The 16,585-nt window shown below is 65.3% G+C and carries 18 protein-coding genes; 2 read left to right on the forward strand and 16 right to left on the reverse strand.

What is annotated here, in order from left to right; genetic code table 11:
* Nucleotides 1–30: 30 nt before the first annotated feature.
* The 14 genes from AC51GT_RS13900 to AC51GT_RS13965 all read right to left on the reverse strand — a co-directional run bounded on the left by AC51GT_RS13900 (nucleotide 31) and on the right by AC51GT_RS13965 (nucleotide 13,373).
* A complete protein-coding gene (locus AC51GT_RS13900; RefSeq protein WP_496329150.1) occupies nucleotides 31–1,047 on the reverse strand; it encodes an MBL fold metallo-hydrolase in 1,017 nt (338 codons plus the stop codon).
* A gap of 10 nt (nucleotides 1,048–1,057) precedes the next feature.
* The gene (locus AC51GT_RS13905; protein ID WP_496322593.1) at nucleotides 1,058–1,393 is read right to left on the reverse strand and encodes an EthD family reductase; all 336 of its coding nucleotides are present in this window, start codon (nucleotides 1,391–1,393) and stop codon (nucleotides 1,058–1,060) included.
* 69 nt (nucleotides 1,394–1,462) lie between these two features.
* Nucleotides 1,463–2,086, reverse strand: a complete 624-nt coding sequence (locus tag AC51GT_RS13910) for a TetR/AcrR family transcriptional regulator (RefSeq protein ID WP_496322594.1) — start codon at nucleotides 2,084–2,086, stop codon at nucleotides 1,463–1,465.
* A gap of 48 nt (nucleotides 2,087–2,134) precedes the next feature.
* Nucleotides 2,135–3,646 carry a class I adenylate-forming enzyme family protein gene (locus AC51GT_RS13915; RefSeq protein ID WP_496329151.1) on the reverse strand — a complete coding sequence of 504 codons (1,512 nt, stop codon included), beginning with the start codon at nucleotides 3,644–3,646 and terminating at the stop codon, nucleotides 2,135–2,137.
* A gap of 48 nt (nucleotides 3,647–3,694) precedes the next feature.
* Complete coding sequence (locus AC51GT_RS13920; protein WP_496329152.1) at nucleotides 3,695–4,744, reverse strand: NAD(P)-dependent alcohol dehydrogenase; 1,050 nt, start codon at nucleotides 4,742–4,744, stop codon at nucleotides 3,695–3,697.
* Nucleotides 4,744–5,532 carry an SDR family NAD(P)-dependent oxidoreductase gene (locus tag AC51GT_RS13925; protein ID WP_496329153.1) on the reverse strand — a complete coding sequence of 263 codons (789 nt, stop codon included), beginning with the start codon at nucleotides 5,530–5,532 and terminating at the stop codon, nucleotides 4,744–4,746. Before AC51GT_RS13925 ends, AC51GT_RS13920 begins: the two co-directional genes overlap by 1 nt.
* Before the next feature lie 34 nt (nucleotides 5,533–5,566).
* The gene (locus AC51GT_RS13930; RefSeq protein WP_496329154.1) at nucleotides 5,567–6,325 is read right to left on the reverse strand and encodes an SDR family NAD(P)-dependent oxidoreductase; all 759 of its coding nucleotides are present in this window, start codon (nucleotides 6,323–6,325) and stop codon (nucleotides 5,567–5,569) included.
* Nucleotides 6,322–7,524, reverse strand: coding sequence for an acyl-CoA dehydrogenase family protein (locus tag AC51GT_RS13935; protein ID WP_496329155.1), 1,203 nt, complete (start codon nucleotides 7,522–7,524; stop codon nucleotides 6,322–6,324). The genes AC51GT_RS13930 and AC51GT_RS13935 overlap by 4 nt, the downstream gene beginning before the upstream one ends.
* 29 nt (nucleotides 7,525–7,553) lie before the next feature.
* Nucleotides 7,554–8,450, reverse strand: coding sequence for a phosphotransferase family protein (locus AC51GT_RS13940; RefSeq protein WP_496329156.1), 897 nt, complete (start codon nucleotides 8,448–8,450; stop codon nucleotides 7,554–7,556).
* 77 nt (nucleotides 8,451–8,527) lie between these two features.
* Nucleotides 8,528–9,736, reverse strand: a complete 1,209-nt coding sequence (locus AC51GT_RS13945) for an acyl-CoA dehydrogenase family protein (protein ID WP_496329157.1) — start codon at nucleotides 9,734–9,736, stop codon at nucleotides 8,528–8,530.
* 29 nt (nucleotides 9,737–9,765) lie between these two features.
* On the reverse strand, nucleotides 9,766–10,917 hold the full coding sequence (locus AC51GT_RS13950) for a thiolase family protein (RefSeq protein WP_496322602.1): 1,152 nt from the start codon (nucleotides 10,915–10,917) through the stop codon (nucleotides 9,766–9,768).
* Nucleotides 10,914–11,312 (reverse strand): Zn-ribbon domain-containing OB-fold protein, encoded by a 399-nt coding sequence (locus tag AC51GT_RS13955; RefSeq protein ID WP_496322603.1) that lies wholly within the window; start codon nucleotides 11,310–11,312, stop codon nucleotides 10,914–10,916. Before AC51GT_RS13955 ends, AC51GT_RS13950 begins: the two co-directional genes overlap by 4 nt.
* Before the next feature lie 34 nt (nucleotides 11,313–11,346).
* Entirely contained in the window at nucleotides 11,347–12,135 is a 789-nt protein-coding gene (locus tag AC51GT_RS13960) for an enoyl-CoA hydratase/isomerase family protein (protein WP_496322604.1), read from the reverse strand.
* A 95-nt stretch (nucleotides 12,136–12,230) separates the two neighbouring features.
* Nucleotides 12,231–13,373, reverse strand: a complete 1,143-nt coding sequence (locus tag AC51GT_RS13965; RefSeq protein ID WP_496329158.1) for an acyl-CoA dehydrogenase family protein — start codon at nucleotides 13,371–13,373, stop codon at nucleotides 12,231–12,233.
* A 94-nt stretch (nucleotides 13,374–13,467) separates the two neighbouring features.
* Between AC51GT_RS13965 and AC51GT_RS13970 the strand changes: the two genes are divergently transcribed.
* Nucleotides 13,468–13,845: a nuclear transport factor 2 family protein gene (locus tag AC51GT_RS13970; protein ID WP_496322606.1), complete on the forward strand. Its 378-nt coding sequence runs from the start codon at nucleotides 13,468–13,470 to the stop codon at nucleotides 13,843–13,845.
* 3 nt (nucleotides 13,846–13,848) lie between these two features.
* Nucleotides 13,849–14,223, forward strand: a complete 375-nt coding sequence (locus AC51GT_RS13975) for a hypothetical protein (protein ID WP_496329159.1) — start codon at nucleotides 13,849–13,851, stop codon at nucleotides 14,221–14,223.
* Between the two features lie 123 nt (nucleotides 14,224–14,346).
* Here the strand turns inward: AC51GT_RS13975 and AC51GT_RS13980 are convergent, their stop codons facing one another.
* Both AC51GT_RS13980 and AC51GT_RS13985 read right to left on the reverse strand, forming a co-directional pair.
* Complete coding sequence (locus tag AC51GT_RS13980; protein WP_496322608.1) at nucleotides 14,347–15,339, reverse strand: adenylate/guanylate cyclase domain-containing protein; 993 nt, start codon at nucleotides 15,337–15,339, stop codon at nucleotides 14,347–14,349.
* Nucleotides 15,336–16,574, reverse strand: coding sequence for a TetR/AcrR family transcriptional regulator (locus AC51GT_RS13985; RefSeq protein WP_496322609.1), 1,239 nt, complete (start codon nucleotides 16,572–16,574; stop codon nucleotides 15,336–15,338). Before AC51GT_RS13985 ends, AC51GT_RS13980 begins: the two co-directional genes overlap by 4 nt.
* Nucleotides 16,575–16,585 lie beyond the last annotated feature (11 nt).

Consider the following 16,585-nt stretch of genomic DNA (forward strand, 5'->3'; position numbering starts at 1 on the left):
CATCGCTGTAGGGGATGACTATGGTGAGAATCAGCAACCGCTGAAGAGATCCACACCGTTGTCGGTGGTCACCGTCAGCAGATCGCGGTCGACCAGTACGTCGAGATGGGCGAGGGTCTCGCATGTGGCGACCATCTGATTGAACGAATCCAGCTCGGCGAATCTGCGGTCGCGACGCGTCCAGGTCAGTGCCCGGGCGACCCGGAGGCCAGTGCTCGGACCCAATTCGATTACGGCACTGCGGGTCTGCTCGAGTCGGCGATCATGATGGGCCAGCAGTTCCAGGCAGCGGGCGTGTACGTCGCTGCCGACCGGTCCGTGCGCGGGCGCCATGGTGCTCTCGGGGTGGTCGAGGAGCATTGTCAGCGACTGCAGATACCGGCCCAGAGGGAGTTCCCAGTCGCCGAGTTCGAAGCCGATGGACGGCGTGATGGTCGGCAGAACGTGGTCTCCGGTGTAACAGAGACCTCGATCGATGTCGTGAAAGATCAGGTGGCCCTTAGTGTGTCCGGGAGTGTGCACCGCAACGATGGAATGTCCGGGGATGTCGATCGGCCCGGTGGAGAGCCAGTTGTCCGGCAGTTCCCAATCGCCGGCGAAAAACGGTTCGTCGATCGAACTGCGGTAGGCCTGCTCGGCGATGGCCGTGTCACCGGCTCGGTGCAACTCGCGGATCGAACTCTCCGGGACGTTGCTGCCCAGCCGGGCGATCGCCTCGATACCGGGTGCCTCTGCGCGACCCAGATGAACCCGAGATCCATGGCGGCGGCGCAGTTCTACGGCAAAGGTGTAGTGATCGCGGTGCACATGGGTGACGTAGACGTCGTGGATGTCCGCCGGTGTGCGCCCGATCCGGGTGAGTGCGGCGGAGAGCTCATCGTGGGTCGAAGCCCGGTGCCAGCCACCGTCGATCAGGGCGAGCCCGTTGCTGGTCTCCAGGGCGTACACATTGATCGCCCGCAACCCGTCCTGCGGCATCTGCAGTGGGATCCGGTGCACGCCATCGGTGACCTGTGTGCACCCGGCCTCGGCCCAACCGGCGCTCATGCTCCGGCGGTCATTCCGCGCCGGTGGCGAGTGGGACCATCGTCTTCTCGTCGCCGTACCACATCATCCGGCGACCACCCATGGTGCCGACGTGGTCGACGGCGGCCTGCCACTGTGGACTCGCAAGGGCGGTTTCGAGGGCTTCTCGCGATTCAAAGCTCAAGACGGACAGGCCATCCCAGCCTTCCGAGCGGCCACCGAACGATTCGAGCAGCTCGGTGTGCTGCCAGCGCAGCAACCCCGGCAGTGGATAGGTGACCTCAGCGTGTTCGCCCCGCCACCACGTCATGAACTGCTCATGCGTCCAGTCGGTCGGTCGCGCTGCGATGAGGATCAAGTTGTACATCGAATCTCCTAAGTGAATTCAGTTCATTACGCTCGGCCGACCGAAGAACGGCGCCGAGCGAAGGTGTGATTACTTACTGACGACCCGGACGGCGGCCTCGGTGACCAACGTGGTGATCTCGTCGAGCGTGATCTTGCCGCCGGGCCGATACCAGCGCCAGATGCTGATGACCAGGGCGAGCACGAGGCGGCCCAACAGATGTGGGTCTGAATCGACGAAGTCCCCGGACTTGATGCCCCGGGCGATCAGCTCGGTCCAATCGTGCTCGATCTTGCCGACGAGTTCACGCGATCGGAGGCGTTCGTCCTCTTCTTTGACGGACTGGCGCTCGGTGGCGAGCAGATCCATGTGGTTCTGCAGGATTCGGCGCTGGGAGGCCTCGGTGGGGGATGCCTCCAGCGATGCCGCAACCGCCGCGCGCAGTGCCTCCACCGGATCGGTCACGCCTGCGGTGGCGGCGGTGAACCGTTCGGCCGACTCGGCCAACTCGAGGCGCATGATCGTCAGCAGGCAGTGCGCTTTGGACTCGAAGTAGTGGTAGAGCGCGGTCTGGCCGATACCTACTTCGTCGGCGATCGACGCCCATTTGGTGTGTTCGTAGCCGACTTTGCCGAACTGGTCGATCGCCACCGATAGGATCAGGGTTCGTTTGGATCGCGGACTCTCGCGACGAACCTCGGTATCAGTGGTCATTGGGCCCCCTGGGGTCTGGCATGTACACGTGTCTTCTGACTCTACCTCTCACTGAGGTGAATTAGGGTCAATTTTTGATGCGAGACCGGTGGCCAGACTCACCGCATCCGGTCGCGACAGCTTGCCCACGCGGTTCTGGGGCAAATCGTCGACCGTGAAGAGGTATTCGGGCCACTTGAACTTCGGGAAGTCGGCGGCCGCGAGCTGCTGCGTCGCGGATTCCAGGGTGAGTTGCTCGCCCTGGGTGACCACCAGTGCGGCCGCGCGCTCGCCGAGCATGTCGTCGGGGACCGGGACCACACATACCTGGACGACACCGGGTAGTCCGGCGATGGCCGACTCCATCTCGTTGATGTCGATGTTGCGGCCACCGCGGATGATGATCTGTTTCTGGCGGCCCATCACCGCGATGGTGCCGTCGTCGCCGACCTCGACCAGGTCGCCGGTGGGCAGGAATCCGTCGGGAGTCAGCGCGGGTGCAACCGGGCTGCCGCCGCGGGCATAACCGATGAACATGGACGGCCCCTTGACCTGGGCGTCACCGATCTCGCCGGCGGGCACCGGGACACCGGTGGTGTCGACGGCCCGCACCGTGGTGCCGGGAAACGGGCGGCCGTCGCGTCCGAGTCGGATCGCTGGGGGATCATCGAGCGCAGGGGTGGTGTGTCCCAGGCATTCCGACATCCCGAAGACCCGCAGGAACACGGTTCCCAGTGTGGTCTCGGCGTTTTCGAGGGCGCGCTCGTTCATGGGTCCGCCGCCCACGGTCAGCGCCCGCATGTTCGAGAGCCGGCCCTGCGAACCCTCGGTCACCGACAGTTGCAGTGCCATCGTCGGGACCAGCATCGTCCAGGCGACACGGTGTGTTTCCATCGCGTCGACCGCTGCGGCGGGTGACCACTTCCCGATCGTGACAAGGGAACCGCCGAGATACGCCGGTAGGTACATGCCGAAGCAGAAAGCCGCCACCGACGACAGCGGGACAAAGGCGCCGATGGCCTCACCCGGCCGGAGTCCGACGGTCTCGATCGTGCTCTGGCAGGCGTAACGGATGGCCTCTTCCGATTGCACAACGCATTTCGGGCGTCCGGTCGAACCCGAGGTCATCGCGATCGCAGTGCCACCCTGCCAACGACCGATGTCCCCGAAACCGTTTGTGCCCGAACGCAGCAGACGGGTGTCGAAGGCCTGGATGGAGTTTTCGAACCGTGCGGTGTCCACACCCCAATGCGCCAGCGACGCCGGGTCACCGACAACGATGTCCGGTGCGATGTCTTCCAGTGCCAGCTCGAACTCGGATTCGGTTGCGTGCGGGCTGAACACGGCGACCAGACCGCCCCGCATCCCGACGGCCAGCGCGGTGGCCAGGGTCTGCCAGGTGTTGTCGGCCTGGATGAGTGCGGTCGGCGGTGCCTCGTCGATGGCGGCGATGCGTTCGGCCAGTTCGCGAGCAGCATCGACCACCGTCTTGAGGCTGTGGTTGCCGAGTTCGTCGATGACGGCGATGGAGTCCGGGTCGGCCTGGGCCCGGGCGACCATTTCCTGTGCAAGTTTTTTCACTGCGCTGTCTCTTTCGGGTTGCTGTCTTGTGTCGCGTGCAGGGGGAGCTCAGAGCCCGGGGACCAGAACTCCTCGGCCGGCGAAGGCGCCGGAACGTAGTTGTCGGTAGGCCTCGGGGATGTCTGCGAAACCGAAGCTCGTCACCTCGGAGTGCAGGGTGCCCGCCTGTGCCAACGAGACCACCTCACGCAGATCTGCGGTCGTCCCCCAGAACGGGGCATTGATCTGCCAACCGCTGGGCATACCAAGGTCTTTGCCGACGGCCAGCCGACCACCGGCGGTGCCGACGACGACAATCCGTCCGCCCGGGCCGAGCAGTGCCGGTGCCGGGCCGATGGTGGCCGGCGCGCCGACGAAGTCGAAGATCACGTCGGCGCCGCCCAGTGCGATGATGTCGGCGGCGGCGTCGTCGAGGCTCACGTGGCAGGTCCGAGCGCCCAATTCGATTGCCAGGTCATGAGCTTGGGCACGATTGTCGACCGCGGTGATGTGCCGGACCCCGAACGCCCGCAGGATCTGCACCGCCAGGTGACCGAGTCCACCGATTCCGACAACCACGGCAACGGTCTCCCTGTCGATCAGATCCCTGTGCGTGCGAATTGCGTGGTAGGCGGTCAGCCCGGCGTCGGCCAGGGGCGCGGCCTGTTGCGCGGGCAGGGATCCGGTGGGGACGAGTACATCGGCGGAAGGGGCCAGCATGAGTTCTGCGAGCCCGCCGGGGCGACCGAGGCCGTTGCCGATCGGGGAAAGCCGACCGTCCGGACGGGGCGCGAGGTCGAGGCAATAGTTCTGCCGCCCGCGCCGGCAGTTGCGGCAGGCCCGGCAGGACCAGATGCCGTGTACGACGACTTCTTTGCCGAGCAGGGTGTGGTCGCCGTCCGGTCCGGTGTCGACGACGGTCCCGGCCACCTCGTGTCCGAGCGTCAGCGGGAGGGGGTAATCGAAGCGGTCGGTGGGGGAATCCATGACACTGAGGTCGGAGCGGCACAATCCGGCCGCCCCGACCTTGATCAGGAGTTGTTCACCGGTCGGTGCCGGGTCGTCGATCTCCCGGACCACCGGCGGTCGGCCCCATTCGGTGAGCTGAACGGCCAACATCAGCGGGCGGTCCAGCCGCCGTCGACGATCAGGGTCTGCCCGGTCATGTACGAGGAGGCGTCCGAGGCCAGGAAGAGCACGGCGCCGTTGATCTCGCCGTCGGTACCGCCTCGACCGAGCATGGTGTTGCGACGGACCCAGCCGGCGGACTTGTCGTTGCTGAACAGGCCGTCGGTCATCTCGGTATCAAACCAGCCGGGCACGACCGCATTGACGCGGATACCCCGACGACCCCATTGCCCTGCGAGTTCGCGGGTGAGTCCGAGAGTGCCCGCCTTCGACGCGGCATAGCTGGCGCCGCCGATCGGAGCGGTGGACACCAGCCCGATCACCGACGAGATGTTGATGTACGAGGCCGTTTCGCCCTCCGACAGGCGGGTGGACGCGTACGTCGCGAGATGAAAACCCGCGACGAGGTTGACCTCGAGGATTGAGTTGAACCCGTCGGCCGTTTCGTCTTCGGCATTCGGTGGTCCGGGCATACCCGCATTGTTCACCAGGATGTCGAGGCGACCGGAGTTGTTGTAGGCCTCATCGACGAGGGCCCTGCGGTCGTTGTCGTCGGTGACGTCGCAGCGGACCGGGACGATGCCGGGTACCTCGTCGGCCAGTGCGTTGAGCCGGTCGAGCCGGCGGGCCGCGGCATACACCGTCGCACCGGCGCCCGCGAGTGTCCGGGCGAAACCGAGTCCGAGTCCGGACGAGGCGCCGGTGACGATCGCGGAGCGACCGGACAGCCCGAACATCGAGGACAGCATCGAGTCCGATCCAGAGGTGTTGTCAGTCATCACTTCTCCCGTGCTTCACAGTTCGACGTCGGCATCAGTAGACCGCGGTTCGGCCACCATCGACGGGGATGATGGCTCCGGTCGTGTAACCGGCTGCGTCAGAGGCCAGATGGGTCACCATGCCGGCGATCTCCACCGGCAACCCCAGTCGGCCGGCGGGCAGGCGATCGACGATCTTTCCGATGAACTCGTCATCCCAGTTCTCGGCCATGTCGGTGGCGAAACCGCCTGGCATCACGCAGTTCACCCGCACGGTGGGGCCGTACTCCTGCGCGAACGCCCGGGTCAGGGCATTGAGACCGTTCTTGGCCGCGGCGTACATGGCCTCGGGAGGACTGGGGCGTTCGGCGCCGATGCTCGAGATGTTGATGATCGATCCGCCACCGGCCTTGACCATGCGCTCACCGGCCACGGCCATCAGTCGGAACGGACCCTTGAGATTGACCTCGATCGTCTTGTCCCACAGCCCTTCGGTGACCGAGACGAGGTTCTCGGCCAGCGGCGCGATACCGGCGTTGTTGACGACGATGTCGAGGCTGCCGAACTGCTGGATGATCTGATCGACCGCCGGCTCGATGCTCTCCCACCTGCCCACGTGCAGGGCGAAGGGATGTGCGGTGCCCGGCCCGCTGTCGGCGAGTGAGGCAACGGCTGCTTCGCAGGCCTCGATCTTGCGGCTGGACACGATCACGGTGGCCCCGGCCTCGAGGAGGCCCTTGGCGATGGCAAGTCCCAGACCGCGGCTGGCGCCGGTGACCAGGGCGACCTTGCCGGTCAGGTCCGATGTGCTCATTTGTGCTTCTTCACTTCCAGGCGTGCGATGGTCCGCAGGTGAACTTCGTTGGGGCCGTCTGCGATCTGCAGCGCACGGGTGATGGCATGCAGGCGGGCGAGGATGGTGTCGTCGCTGACGCCGGCGGCACCGTACGTCTGCACGGCGCGGTTGACCACGTTGTGCGCCACCTCCATGGCGGAGACCTTGATCGCCGCGACCTCTGAGCGGGCCGACGCATTGCCCTTGGTGTCCATCAACCACGCGGACTTGAGGACGAGCAGACGGATCTGGTCGATCTCGATGCGGCTGCGGGCAATCCACTCGCGGACGACACCCTGATCGGACAGCGGCCCGCCAAAGGCGATGCGCTCCAACGACCGTTTGCACATCATGTCCAGCGCGCGTTCGGCCATACCGATCGCCCGCATGGCGTAGTGCATCCGGCCGGGTCCGAGTCGTCCCTGGGCGATGGCGAAACCATCACCCTCGGCACCGAGCATGTTGCCGGCCGGCACCCGGACGTCGGTGAACTGGACCTCGCCGTGTCCGAGGCGATCCTTGAATCCGAACATCGGCAGATCGCGCAGGACTTCGATGCCGGGGGCGTCGGCGGGCACCAGGATCATGCTCTGCTGGCGGTAGGTGGGGCCCTCGGGATCGGACTTGCCCATGAAGATGATGAGCTTGCAGTCCGGGTCCATGACGCCGGAGGTGTACCACTTCCGGCCGTTCAGGATGTAGTCGTCGCCGTCACGGGTGATGGTCGAGGTGATGTTGGTGGCATCCGAGCTCGCGACAAACGGCTCTGTCATCGCAAATGCCGAACGGATGCTGCAGTCCAGCAACGGCTTGAGCCACTGCGCTTTCTGCTCCTCGGTGCCGAACATGGCCAGGATCTCCATGTTGCCGGTGTCGGGGGCCGAACAGTTGATGGTCTCGTTGCCGATGATGGAGCGTCCGACGATCTCGGCCAGGGGTGCGTATTCGAGGTTGGTGAGTCCGGCTCCCAGGTTGTCGTGGCACATGAACAGGTTCCACAGTCCCTGTTCGCGGGCGATGGCCTGCAGGTCGCGCATGATCTGCGGTTGCTCGTGCGGGTTCTCGTTGGCCGCGATCTGCTCGTCGTACACCTTCTCGGCGGGGTAGACGTGCTCGGCCATGAAGGTTTCGAGCTTGTCTTTGAGTTCCTCGGTGCGGGCGGAATAGGCGAAATCCACGGTGACTCCTGTGGTTTGGGTGTGTGCGTCTACCGGCGCAGCAGGGCGGTACCGGTCTCGATCAGTCTGTTGATCGTGGCCGGGAGTTTTTCTTGGTCGGGGTCGTGGTGGCGTCCCTCGCGGTGGCGGCGCAGGTTGTGTCCCATGATCGCGGCCATCTTGAGCCGGCCAAGTGCGTTGAACCAGTTCTGATCCGGCAGATCCGAGGATCCTCCGGTGTAGAGCGACATCAGCTCGTCCTCGCTGGGCAGACCGGGGACCTCTCGTCCCACCTCGGGGAAGTTGCTGCCGTCGGCGAAGACCAGGAACCAGCCCAGTTCGACGCGCGGATCGCCGGCACTCCAGATCTCCCAGTCGATCAGGGCGACCGGTTCGAGTCCCTGCGACATGATGTTGCCGAGGCGGTAGTCGCCGTGCACGAGGGTGGGTGTGATGGGCTCGGGGATATCGGCTTCGAGCAACGCGAGCAGCTCGGCACCGCCGACCACGAGCTCCGGTGGGACTGCGCCCAAGGTCCGTGCCCAGCGTGCCAGTTCGTCTGCGGGGGACAGTGGTTCGGCCAGTCCGGGTATCGTTGCGAGGTCGACCGCGTGCAGGAGAGGGAGTACTTCGGCAGCGCGGCGCATGCGGGCGGCGGCGAGTTCGGGTTCCACCGCCGGATCGTCGAGCACCGGTTCGAGTGATTCGCCTGCGACGAACTCCATCGCGAACCAGGCCGGTTCGGTCTCGTCGACCGTGACGATGCGGGGTACGGGGACATCCGTGTCCTCCAGCGCCTTCAGGATTGTGGCCTGGCGCAGCATGTCATGGCGCCCGATCGAACGCTGACCTTCGGGAACCGCCTTGATCACCACGTCGGGGCCGGAGGTGCTGACGCGATAGGTCAGCCCGGAGTGTCCGCCGGGCAGCACCTGGAAATCAGTCATCGTCAGTCCGCAGTCGGACTGCAGCCGCTGTGCGACTCTGGATTTCAGATGCTGTCCCGCCCCTGTTTCTGGGGATGTCATGGTCGCGGCTCCCTCGGTAGGCCGAGCACCCGCTCGGCGATGATGTTGTGCTGGATCTCGTCGGTGCCACCGGCGATCTTGTAACCGGGGGCACCGAGTACGTGCTCACTCCAGGCGTATGTGCCCCATCGGCCGGAGTCGGAGGCGAGGTCCCGACCGAGCAGCATGCGGGCGACCTCGGAGGTCCGGGCCATCGTGTCGGTGGCAAGTAGCTTTCCGAGTGAGGCCTCCGGGCCGGGGTCGTTGCCGGCGACCACCGCGCCGGCCACGCGCATGTTGCTCACGCGCTGCAGGTAGCTCCGGGTCACCAGGTCGGCGACCTTGTCGCGCTCGATCTCGGTCAGTTGACGTCCCAGGTTCTGGGCCAGTGCCACAGCCTGATCGGCGTTGGCCAGCCCGAGGTTGCCGCCGTCGAGACGTTCGGCCGCCAGGACGGTCAGGGCGACCTGCCAGCCCTTTCCGACCGGGCCGAGCCGGTAGGTGTCGTCGAGGACAACGCCCTCGAGGTACACCTCGTTGAATGAGCTGCCGCCGGTCATCTGCCGGATCGGTCGGATGGTGACACCCTCGGCATCCATCGGGACCAGGAAGACGGTGAGGCCGGCATGCTTGGCGACGGTCGGATCGGTACGGCAAACCGCGACACCGAAGTCGGACACCGGTGCGCCCGAGGTCCAGACCTTGTGGCCGTCGATCTGCCACGAACCATTCTCGCTCTGAACAGCTTTGGTGCGGACGGCGGCGAGGTCGGAACCGGCTTCGGTCTCGGAGAACAGCTGGCACGCGATGAGATCGGTGCGCAGCATCGCCCGCACGTAGCGTTCCTTCTGATCTTCGGTGCCCCACTGTGCAATCGTCGGCGCGACCAACTGCTGTGTCACCGAGAACATCTCGGTGCGACGGGGGATGTCGAAGGACTCTTCCGCGCGACGGAAGGCCAGGACGTAGGACAGCGGGAGGTCGCGGCCACCGTACTCGGCAGGCCAGTTCAAGGCGCCCCACCCGGCGTCGTACTTGAGCTTCTCGTAGGCCGAGATCTTGTCGGTGTGTTCGCGCTCCTGCGCGGCGGTCCAGTTCTCGAAGACGGCCACGGAGTCGGAGCCGGTTCCCCAGACCGTTTCGGTGCGGGTCGATGCCACGCTCTGCAGCCACGCGACGGCTTCGTCGGTGAAGGTGGCGAGGTCGGGGAGGGTTTGTGCTGTCACTGGATTACCTTCTGCGCCTGGGGGTCTTGTCAAACGGTCAGAACGGTGCAGGCGCTGATACCGGGAGCGCCGTACACGTGGGTGAAGCCGACTCGGGGAGTACCCGGCACCTGACGGGCGCCTGCCTCTCCGCGGAGCTGGGTGACGATTTCATGGACCTGCCGTAGGCCGGATGCCCCGATCGGCTCGCCGTTGGCGATACATCCGCCATCGGTGTTGATCGGTATCCGACCACCGATCTCGGTTGCACCGGCTGCGATCAGTGCTTCCTGCTCGCCGGGTTCACAGAAACCGCATTCGGCCATGTGCATGATCTCGGCACCGCTCTCGGTGTCCTGCAACTGGGCGACGTCGACGTCCGCCGGGGTCAGCCCGGCCTGCTCGAATGCGGCCTTGGCGGCATCGGCGCTGACGCTGGTCGGTTCCCCGGTGCCCTGGACCGCGGGGCTGAAGACCTCGAACGATCCGAATCTCCTGGTGCGGTGCGTGATCGCCCGCAGATGTACCGGTGTGCGGTCGATCCGGGCGAGGGCCTCGGCGCTCGCGACGACGATGGCGGCCGCGCCCTCGCCGGGAGAACAGAACATGTAGCGCGTCAACGGATCGTTGACCATGTCGGCATTGGCGATGGTCTCGGCGGACATCGGTTCCCGGCGCCAGGCGTTGGGGTTGAGAGTTCCGTTGCGGTAGGCCTTTTCGGCCACCCGGGCCAGGGTGTCCGCGGAGATGTCGTACTTCCGCATGTAACGCGAGATCTTGGCGCCGAAGAACTGGGTGGTGACCATGAGGCCGGCATCGCCGTAACTCTCCGGCAGACCCCACTCTTCGGGGCGTGGGTCGAACGCGCCGCGGGGGTGTTTGTCGAAGCCGACCGCGAGTGCGATGTCGGCGGCGCCTGCCCGCACGGCGTTGACCGCGGAGAACAGTGCGCTGCCACCGGTGGCGCAGCCGTTCTTGACGTTGGTGAAAGGGATTCCGGTGAAGCCCAATTCGGCGACGAGGGTGTCGGCGAGGCCGGATCCGTCGCTGCCGCCGAACGCGACCTGCACATCGGGCCAGGTCAGTCCGGCATCGGCGAGCGCGCGATTGATCGCGGTGACGGCCATGTCGCGTCCGGTGACACCGGGCTGGCGTCCGAACTTGGAGAGTCCGGCTCCGACGATGGAAACAGGCTGTGTCACTGGGAAGCTCCTTGCGTGGTGAAGCGTCCGACCGCGAACCGGGGCACCGGTGAGCTTGCGATCAAGCTCACCGGAGCCCGGTCCAGTTCGGTGAAATCATCACAGTCGAGGATTGCCTCGACCTTGATGCCTTCAGGGAGTTCGACGTAGCCCACTGCGAAAGGTGTGAATCCCTCTGCAGGTGGGACATACGGCGGCGACTTGGGAGGGAAGCGCTGGATCGTGTACGCCCACACCACACCCTCGGTGCTCAGATCCAGTGGATCTGCGGTCGGGGTCACGCATCTGCTGCACATCGTGCTCGCCGGGAATCCGACGGTGCCACAGGTGGAGCATTTGCTGCCGCGGAGTACCGCGGCGGTGGAGGTTTCCGACGACGTCGACGCCTCGTCCATGTCTATCCCTTCGGGTTGAAGATCTGACGGAAGATCAGCGACCGACCCACTTGGGCTCGCGCTTTTCGAGGAATGCGGTGACGCCTTCCTTGCCGTCTTCGGACTGCAGGGCGTTGCCCACAGCGAGGTGTTCCATGACCATCAGCGACTGGATGTCGGCGTCGAGGCCCCGGTCGATGCACATCTTGGTGAGCTTCATCATGAACGGGCTCTTGTCGGTCAGAGTCGCGATGAAATCCTCGACGCGCTGGTCGAGCTGATCGGCCGGTGCCGAATCGTTGATCAGGTCGAAAGCGGAGGCTTCCTGACCCGAGAGCAGCTTGCCGGTGAGCATGAGCTCCTTGGTCTTGCGGATGCCGATCATGCGGGGCAGGCGGTAGATCGGGCCGGCGCCACCGAACAGTGCGCGGCGGATGTGGAAGTCACCGATCTTGGCGTCGTCAGATGCGATTGCGAAGTCACACGAGATCATCAGCTCGAAGCCGCCTGCGGTGACGTAGCCCTCGAGGACTGCCACCGAGGGGGTGTTCATCGAGTAGAGGCGGTCACAGACCTTGGCCGAGAGCACGGCGACGTCCATCGCGGTCGTGCTGCCGATGAAGTCGGACAGCAGCTCATCGAGGTCGAAGCCCGAGCAGAAGGTGTTGTTGACGCCGCGCAGGACCAGAACCTTGAGGTTCGGATCGTTGTCGACCTCGACGATGATCTCGTCGAGACGATGCAGCAGTTCCACGGTGACCGCGTTCTTCTTGTGCGGGCGGTTCAGCCACACGCGGGCAACTTCGCCGTCTTTCTCCAACAGGATGTGATCAGTCTCGATCATGATTGAGCCTTTCTGTCGACCTTCAAAGTTGAACTGGATTCACTTCAGTATTGACCACGGATATGCGTGGCGTCAATACCCAACCTGAACTGGGTTCAGATTCCGATCAGGTTGGCGATCCGGGCCCGGTGGGCGCGCGAATCTCCTTGTAGTGCTTCGTTTCCCATCGCCCGACGGAAATAGGAGTGGGCGGGGTGCTCCCACGTGAAGCCGACACCGCCATGGAGCTGGACGGCTTCTGCGGCCGCACCGATGGCGGCATCGGTGCAGACCGCCCCGGCCACCGCGATGGCCAGGCGGGCGCCGGCCGGGTCCTCGTCGTAGACCGCGGCGGCGTAGCGGCAGGCCGAGCGGGCACGTTCGAGCTCGCGCAGGACGTCGGCCAATCGGTGTTTGACGGCTTGGAACGACCCGATGGGTCGTCCGAACTGGTGTCGGGTCTGGACATACGCGACCGTCATTTCCAGCAGTGCGTCGACGATGCCGGTGTTCTCGCAGGCGAGCGCGAGCGTCGCGAGGTCCTGCAGCCGGGTGCGGATCTGATCATGATCGGCGGCGGTGGTCAGTGGGATCGCCGGAGACTCGCGCAGTGTGAGATCGGCCAGTCGCCGGGTCGGGTCGATGACCTCGCGACCGGATGCAGACAGGTGTTCGCCCGAGGTGGTGGCGAACAGTCGGCGGCCCGCGGTGGTGTCGGCGGACAGGATGATCACATCGGCGCCGGCGCCGCCGAGCACATGCGTCGCTGTGCCGGACAGTGTCCAGGTGTTGCCGTTCTCGTGGGCCCGGACGTCGTCGGTCTGGGCCGTCAGGGAGCTGACCGTCGCGATCGAGGTGCCGGCGAGGACGTTGTCGAGCAGTTCGGATACAGCGTTGTCGGTGGTGGCCGACAGCAGTGCGGCCACGCCCACGGCGGCGGAGGTGTAGACCGGCTCGCAGACCAGGCTGCGGCCGCATTCTTCGAGGATGATCCCGAGTTCGACCATGCCGTAGCCCAGTCCGCCGCGCGCTTCGGGTACCGCCAGTGCGGTCACCGACATGTCGTCGACCAGTTGCTGCCACAGGGTGGACGAATAGCCGAGGGGGGAGTCGGCCGCGGCGCGCACCTGCTCGATGCTGCTGTGTTTGCCGAACAGGCCGCGGATCGCGTCCCGTAGCTCGGCCTGCTCGGTTCCGGGGGTCAGCGTGGAGGGCTCAGAGCGAGGCCAGGGTGCCTCGATGGCTGTGGATGTGGACATGTCGCTCCAATTGACGTGAGTTCAGTTCGTTTTGTTGTCACAGTAACCCGGCATGCTCTCGACAAGGAAGGGTTAACCGAACTAAGTTCATTTCATGAGTATCGAGATCGAGAAGTACTACGCCACCGTCGACAGCGGTCGCCTCGAGGATGCTGTCGCGATGCTGGCCGACGACGTCGAGTTCGCCATGGTCTTGCCCACCGGTATCAAGCACGACCGGGGTCGCGCGGTCATGCTCGGATATCTGCAGGGGCGTCCGCCGGTGGAACGCAAACACGTGGTCCAGCGGGTTGCCGTCGCAGACGACCTGCAATTCGCCCACGGTGCGGTCACCGACGACGGCGTGACAACCGGATTCTTCGTCGGTGTGATGCATCTCGGCGCCGACGGACTGGTCGACCGCTATCAGGTGTCGTTCGATGCCGAGTTCTCGCTGTTGCCGTCCGCTGTTCTGACTGTCGAAGGAGCCTGACCCATGACCGACACCGCCGTCTCCACCCCGATACTCGCCCAGTGGTTCGAATACATGGATTCAGACGACCCCGACCGGGTGCTGACCATGGTCACCGACGACTTCGAGATGTCGGTGCAGTTCTCCAAAGGTGGTGGCCAGGCCGCGGAGTTCGTCGGCGACCACGCCGGTCTGATCGCCTACCTGGCCCAGCGGGAGAAGAGCGTCCTGATCCATCACATCGATGCGGGTTCCGTTGTGGGACAGGTGGAACTGGTCCTCGGGCGGACGGTGCGCGACGGCGGGTTCGAAGCGTCCTTCAACGCGTCGGCGCAGGTCGACGACGAAGGCAAGGTCCGGCGTCTGCTCATCTGTCGCACACCCGAGTTGCAGTTCTGACCCACGCCGTCGACCGTGCCGAAATCACCGTCGACCGTGCCGAAGTTGCACGTGCACAACCGATTTTGGCACGCTCGACAGTCGTTTGGGCACGCTCGACGGTGATATCGGCACGCTCGGCGGTCAGGTGGTGGGTCTGTCTTTCGGTTCCAGCTTCTTGTTCAGTTCCAGGGTGCGGGCCCGAAGTCGTTTGTAGCCACGGACATTCAGTGGTCCGATGGATTTGAAGAAGTAACGTTCGTGCTGGGCGGCCGACGCCAGTGTGGTGTCGACCAGGATGGTGCCGGGGCGAGCTGCACTGGTCAGCCGGGAGGCGATGTTGACGGGTTCTCCGAAGATGTCGCCGAGGCGGGTGAGAACGGTGCCCAGCGCCATCCCGACCCGGAGTGGCGGAAGATCGTGCTCAGCGGAAAGCAGTTGCAGGGCAAGGCCGATCTCGGCGGCGATGATCGGGTCCTCGACCTCGAACATGACCGCGTCACCGATGGTCTTCACCACGTGACCACCGCGCAGGGTGATCGTTTCGTAGGCGTTCGTCTCGAAGCGGTCGAGTAGATTGTCGAGTTCGGTCATGTCGAGCTGGCGCGAGAGGCTCGTGTATCCGACGATGTCGACGAATCCGATCGTGAGGGTGCGGTTCACCCCGTCGGTGGTGGCCAGGGCGTTCTGCAGCGCCGAGGCCAGATGCCGCCGCCAGACGAGCGTCTGCACCCGCTGTACCGCTTTCACCATCGTTGCCAGATCGAGGCTCTCCCTGCCGGATTCGGTGTCGGACCGGATCCGCTCGGCGATGTTGTGTGCCTCCCAGTCGGTCAGGCGTGACATGGTCTGGCCGAGGGCGCGGGCCATCGCCACCTCGAACTCGAGCGGTCGATCCGCGTCGACGGCGTGGATCAGTTGCAGGGCCTGCACATCATCGGCGGTGAAGAGCCGGTCGTCGCTGTTGTCGATCGTGAAACCGAATGCGGTCCAGACGCGGCGGGCGTGCTCTTCCGAGATGTTCAGGGCTGCGGACATGTCCTCGAGTGTGAAGAGCCGCTCACCACCGAGTAGATGCGTTTCGATCGATTCGGCGGTGATCCCGGCGCGGCCCGCGATATCCGGCGGCGGGGTCATGACGCGGATCGAACCGCGGCCACCGGGGTCTGCGGCAACCCGAGGACGCCCTTCATCAGGTAGGCCAGCAGCGCCGGCATCTCGGGACGAGTCCAGTTGCGTCGCAAGCGCATGGCGTCATTGGCGATGGTCAGTGCTGCGTGCACGGTCACTGCGGCCTCCGGGGTGGGAAGGTCGGTCTCGATCTGTTCGACCAGGTTGACCCAGCGTGCCACGTACCGGCGCTGATAGGTGATCAGATCGCCATTGTCGAAGCTCTCGAGCACACTTCGGCTGTTGAAGGACACGGACAGATCGGGTGTTGCGGTGAGCACCTGGACGTAGGAGTCGATCAGGAGGCCGAGCAGTGTGGTCGGGTCCTGGGCCACCGAATAGGCGGCGATCGCGCTGGCCTCGAGTCGGTTGGCGCTGCGCTGGCTGATCCCGATCAGGATGGCCTGCTTGCTCGAGAAATGGTTGTAGACACTGGGTCCGGAGATCCCGACCGCCTCGCCGATCTCGTCGACACCGACGGCGGCGAAACCACGGTGGGCGAACAGCGCCGCGGCGGCGTCGAGGATTTCGTCCCGTCGGCCGGAAGGCTCGGCCAGTGCCCTCGGCAGGGGTTCGATGGGCCGGGCCAGGCCCGGACTCAGTTCGACGACGCGGTCGACCAGTGCAACCAGTCGGGCCACCGCACGCGCGGTGGAGATGCGGGTGCGGTGGACCGACACGCTGCCGTTCACGCTGAGGATTGTCCAGGCGAGCTGGTCGATGTCGCGGGCGGATAGGTCGGTTCGATGCGAGAAGACCGCGCCGGACCACCGGTGCAGGACCTTGTGGGTCCGCCGGGCCACCTCGTCGTTCTGCTCGGGCGACAGGTGGGCCGACGACCAGCGCCACAGCGCCGCGGCATTCGGGTTGGTGACACCGAGGACACAGAGCTTCTCGATGGCCTTGTCGATGGGGACCTCCCCATCGACGGCCGGGGAGAGCGCGGTGTCGGTGCAGCTCTCGATCTCTTCGACACCGGCCATCACCGCGGCGAAGAGGATGGCTTGTTTGTCCGCAAAATGGCGGTAGATGGAGGGTCCGGTCACGCCGGCCGCCTTGGCGATGTCGGTCACCGACACATGGGCGTACCCGCGCGCGAGGAACAGCTCGGCCGCGCGGTCGACCAGTTGGCGTTTGCGGTCGGCGGGGCGACGAGTGCGGCTCGCGGTCCGGCCTGATCCGACATCGGGGTTTGCAGACATTGTGAATCAAC

Source organism: Williamsia sp. z34 (assembly GCF_059553395.1).